At 55.9% G+C, this 5,304-nt stretch carries 3 rRNA genes; all 3 read right to left on the bottom strand.

Features of this window, described 5'->3' with window-relative positions:
- Positions 1–5 precede the first annotated feature (5 nt).
- The 3 genes from rrf to NA5_RS37060 all read right to left on the bottom strand — a co-directional run bounded on the left by rrf (position 6) and on the right by NA5_RS37060 (position 5,226).
- Positions 6–122: ribosomal RNA gene (gene rrf / locus NA5_RS37070) — 5S ribosomal RNA — on the bottom strand.
- Positions 123–231: 109 nt separating this feature from the next.
- A 23S ribosomal RNA gene (locus tag NA5_RS37065) occupies positions 232–3,368 on the bottom strand.
- A 339-nt stretch (positions 3,369–3,707) separates the two neighbouring features.
- A 16S ribosomal RNA gene (locus NA5_RS37060) occupies positions 3,708–5,226 on the bottom strand.
- Together the 16S, 23S and 5S rRNA genes form the textbook arrangement of a ribosomal RNA operon.
- Between the last annotated feature and the right edge of the window lie 78 nt (positions 5,227–5,304).

Raw genomic sequence — 5,304 nt, 5'->3', positions numbered from 1 at the left:
GGATGTTCCGGCGGTGTCCTACTCTCCCACACCCTGTCGAGTGCAGTACCATCGGCGCTGGTGGCCTTAGCTTCCGGGTTCGGAATGGGACCGGGCGTTTCCCCACCGCTATAGCCGCCGTAACTCTATGAAACTATCCACAAACAGCGCTCACAAGACCCGTGGGATCTTGTTGTGCTGCAGTGTTCGTGTGTTGTTTCAGATACTGCACAGTGGACGCGTAGCTTCTTCGTTGGTAAGTCCTCGGCCGATTAGTACCAGTCACCTACACCCGTTACCGGGCTTCCAGTTCTGGCCTATCAACCCCATGGTCTGTGGGGGGCCTTAACCACTCGAAGGTGGTGAGAAACCTCATCTTGGAACAGGCTTCCCGCTTAGATGCTTTCAGCGGTTATCCCTTCCGAACGTAGCTAACCAGCAGTGCCCTTGGCAGGACAACTGGCACACCAGAGGTTCGTCCGTCCCGGTCCTCTCGTACTAGGGACAGCCTTCCTCAAGTTTCTGACGCGCGCGGCGGATAGAGACCGAACTGTCTCACGACGTTCTAAACCCAGCTCGCGTGCCGCTTTAATGGGCGAACAGCCCAACCCTTGGGACCTACTCCAGCCCCAGGATGCGACGAGCCGACATCGAGGTGCCAAACCATCCCGTCGATATGGACTCTTGGGGAAGATCAGCCTGTTATCCCCGGGGTACCTTTTATCCGTTGAGCGACACCGCTTCCACTTGCCGGTGCCGGATCACTAGTCCCGACTTTCGTCCCTGCTCGAGCTGTCACTCTCACAGTCAAGCTCCCTTGTGCACTTGCACTCGACACCTGATTGCCAACCAGGCTGAGGGAACCTTTGGGCGCCTCCGTTACATTTTAGGAGGCAACCGCCCCAGTTAAACTACCCACCAGGCACTGTCCCTGAACCAGATCATGGCCCGAGGTTAGAGGTCCAATACGATCAGAGTGGTATTTCAACGACGACTCCACCAACACTGGCGTGCCAGTTTCACAGTCTCCCACCTATCCTACACAAACCGTACCGAACACCAATACCAAGCTATAGTGAAGGTCCCGGGGTCTTTTCGTCCTGCCGCGCGTAACGAGCATCTTTACTCGTAATGCAATTTCGCCGAGTCTGTGGTTGAGACAGCAGAGAAGTCGTTACGCCATTCGTGCAGGTCGGAACTTACCCGACAAGGAATTTCGCTACCTTAGGATGGTTATAGTTACCACCGCCGTTTACCGGGGCTTAAATTCTCAGCTTCGCCACCAAAGGCGGCTAACCGGTCCTCTTAACCTTCCGGCACCGGGCAGGCGTCAGTCCGTATACATCGTCTTACGACTTCGCACGGACCTGTGTTTTTAGTAAACAGTCGCTTCTCTCTGGTCTCTGCGACCACACCCAGCTCAGACCGCAAGGGCCATCACCAGACGTGGTCCCCCTTCTCCCGAAGTTACGGGGGCATTTTGCCGAGTTCCTTAACCACAGTTCTCTCGATCGCCTCAGTATTCTCTACCTGACCACCTGTGTCGGTTTGGGGTACGGGCCGTGTACCAACTCACTAGAGGCTTTTCTCGGCAGCATAGGATCACTGAATTCACCTCAATCGGCTACGCATCACCTCTCAGGCCATATGCAACACGGATTTGCCTATGTTGCGCCCTACAGGCTTACACCAGTACAACCACTGACTGGCCCAGCTACCTTCCTGCGTCACCCCATCGCTTGACTACTACGGTCTGGGTCCTATGCAGCCCCCTCCTGTCTCCCGAAGGAGATCATTTGGGTTTTGGACAGTTAGCAAAACCGGCTCGCCATTGGGCGCGGATACACGGGTACGGGAATATCAACCCGTTGTCCATCGACTACGCCTGTCGGCCTCGCCTTAGGTCCCGACTCACCCTGGGCGGATTAACCTGGCCCAGGAACCCTTGGTCATTCGGCGGACGAGTTTCTCACTCGTCTTTCGCTACTCATGCCTGCATTCTCACTCGCATAGCCTCCACAACTAGCTCACACTGCTGCTTCCATGGCTACACGACGCTCCCCTACCCATCCACACCACTGCACAACCCCCCGCAGGAGGAAGTGGGTGTCATGTGTGAATGCCGCGGCTTCGGCGGTGTACTTGAGCCCCGCTACATTGTCGGCGCAGAATCACTTGACCAGTGAGCTATTACGCACTCTTTCAAGGATGGCTGCTTCTAAGCCAACCTCCTGGTTGTCTTCGCGACTCCACATCCTTTTCCACTTAGTACACGCTTAGGGGCCTTAGCCGGCGATCTGGGCTGTTTCCCTCTCGACTACGAAGCTTATCCCCCGCAGTCTCACTGCCACGCTCTCACACACCGGCATTCGGAGTTTGGCTGATTTCGGTAAGCTTGTAGGCCCCCTAGACCATCCAGTAGCTCTACCTCCGGCGTGAAACACGTGACGCTGCACCTAAATGCATTTCGGGGAGAACCAGCTATCACGGAGTTTGATTGGCCTTTCACCCCTACCCACAGCTCATCCCCTCAGTTTTCAACCTAAGTGGGTTCGGGCCTCCACGACGTCTTACCGTCGCTTCACCCTGGCCATGGGTAGATCACTCCGCTTCGGGTCTAGAACACGCGACTCAAAAACGCCCTATTCGGACTCGCTTTCGCTACGGCTACCCCACACGGGTTAACCTCGCCACATGCCACTAACTCGCAGGCTCATTCTTCAAAAGGCACGCCATCACCCACCACAACAAGTTGTGCGTAGGCCCTGACGGATTGTAAGCGCACGGTTTCAGGTACTATTTCACTCCCCTCCCGGGGTACTTTTCACCTTTCCCTCACGGTACTAGTCCGCTATCGGTCACCAGGGAGTATTCAGGCTTACCGGGTGGTCCCGGCAGATTCACAGCAGATTTCACGGGCCCGCTGCTACTCGGGCACCCACTACAACAGCCGTTGAGTTTTCATTTACCGGACTATCACCGTCTATGGCAGGCCGTTCCAGACCACTTCAACTAACACAACGGTTTCTGACTGTCGCTCGACTCGGCAGAATCGAGAAAGTGAGCCCCACAACCCCAAGAACACAACGACTGCCGTCTATCACATGCTCCTGGTTTAGCCTCATCCGCTTTCGCTCGCCACTACTCACGGAATCACTATTGTTTTCTCTTCCTGTGGGTACTGAGATGTTTCACTTCCCCACGTTCCCTCCACACACCCTATATATTCAGATGCGGGTAACACGACATCACTCGTGCTGGGTTTCCCCATTCGGAAATCCTCGGATCTCAGCTCGGTTGACAGCTCCCCGAGGCTTATCGCAGCCTCCTACGTCCTTCATCGGCTCCTGGTGCCAAGGCATCCACCGAACGCTCTTAAACACTTACAAACAAAGATGCTCGCGTCCACTGTGCAGTTCTCAAACAACACACCCACTCAAACCCCAACCCCGCACCAGCAGAAGACCTTTCAGCCTCCCCGGTATGACAGGAGATCCGAGCGGATCGTTATCTTGCCTGGAAAAAACACTCGCGTGTTCTCTCAGGACCCAACAGTGTGTCGATATATCCACCGCGATTCCGGACATGACCGAAACCTTGATGCGATGAAACTTGTCAGCGTTCCACCCATGAGCGTCCGCAGTTCTACATGTGAGAACTCAACGGTCTCTGGCATCAGCGTTTACCATCCCCGACTCTTCGGGGTGCGATGCAGAAGTGCTCCTTAGAAAGGAGGTGATCCAGCCGCACCTTCCGGTACGGCTACCTTGTTACGACTTCGTCCCAATCGCCAATCCCACCTTCGACGGCTCCCTCCCACAAGGGGTTAGGCCACCGGCTTCGGGTGTTACCGACTTTCATGACGTGACGGGCGGTGTGTACAAGGCCCGGGAACGTATTCACCGCAGCGTTGCTGATCTGCGATTACTAGCGACTCCAACTTCACGGGGTCGAGTTGCAGACCCCGATCCGAACTGAGACCGGCTTTAAGGGATTCGCTCCACCTCACGGTATCGCAGCCCTCTGTACCGGCCATTGTAGCATGTGTGAAGCCCTGGACATAAGGGGCATGATGACTTGACGTCGTCCCCACCTTCCTCCGAGTTGACCCCGGCAGTCTCTCACGAGTCCCCGCCATAACGCGCTGGCAACATAAGATAAGGGTTGCGCTCGTTGCGGGACTTAACCCAACATCTCACGACACGAGCTGACGACAGCCATGCACCACCTGTACACCAACCACAAGGGGGCACCCATCTCTGGATGTTTCTGGTGTATGTCAAACCCAGGTAAGGTTCTTCGCGTTGCATCGAATTAATCCACATGCTCCGCCGCTTGTGCGGGCCCCCGTCAATTCCTTTGAGTTTTAGCCTTGCGGCCGTACTCCCCAGGCGGGGTACTTAATGCGTTAGCTACGGCACGGATCCCGTGGAAGGAAACCCACACCTAGTACCCACCGTTTACGGCGTGGACTACCAGGGTATCTAATCCTGTTCGCTACCCACGCTTTCGCTTCTCAGCGTCAGTTACTTCCCAGAGACCCGCCTTCGCCACCGGTGTTCCTCCTGATATCTGCGCATTTCACCGCTACACCAGGAATTCCAGTCTCCCCTGAAGTACTCTAGTCCGCCCGTATCGACCGCAAGCTGGCAGTTGAGCCGCCAGTTTTCACGATCGACGCGACGAACCGCCTACAAGCTCTTTACGCCCAGTAATTCCGGACAACGCTCGCACCCTACGTATTACCGCGGCTGCTGGCACGTAGTTGGCCGGTGCTTCTTCTACAGGTACCGTCACTTACGCTTCGTCCCTGTCGAAAGAGGTTTACAACCCGAAGGCCGTCATCCCTCACGCGGCGTCGCTGCATCAGGCTTCCGCCCATTGTGCAATATTCCCCACTGCTGCCTCCCGTAGGAGTCTGGGCCGTGTCTCAGTCCCAGTGTGGCCGGTCACCCTCTCAGGTCGGCTACCCGTCGTCGCCTTGGTAGGCCATTACCCCACCAACAAGCTGATAGGCCGCGGGCCCATCCTGCACCGATAAATCTTTCCACCACAAGACATGCATCCCGTGGTCATATCCGGTATTAGACCCAGTTTCCCAGGCTTATCCCGAAGTACAGGGCAGATCACCCACGTGTTACTCACCCGTTCGCCGCTCGTGTACCCCGAAGGGCCTTACCGCTCGACTTGCATGTGTTAAGCACGCCGCCAGCGTTCGTCCTGAGCCAGGATCAAACTCTCCGTTGAAGACTCACGAAACACTCCGAAGAATGAATCAGAAATATCTAACTAGAGTCCGAAAACCCAGCAAAACAAAACGCCAAC

Source organism: Nocardia anaemiae NBRC 100462 (genome assembly GCF_001612725.1).
GTDB lineage: Bacteria > Actinomycetota > Actinomycetes > Mycobacteriales > Mycobacteriaceae > Nocardia > Nocardia anaemiae.
This window is presented reverse-complemented; position numbering and strand designations above follow the sequence as displayed.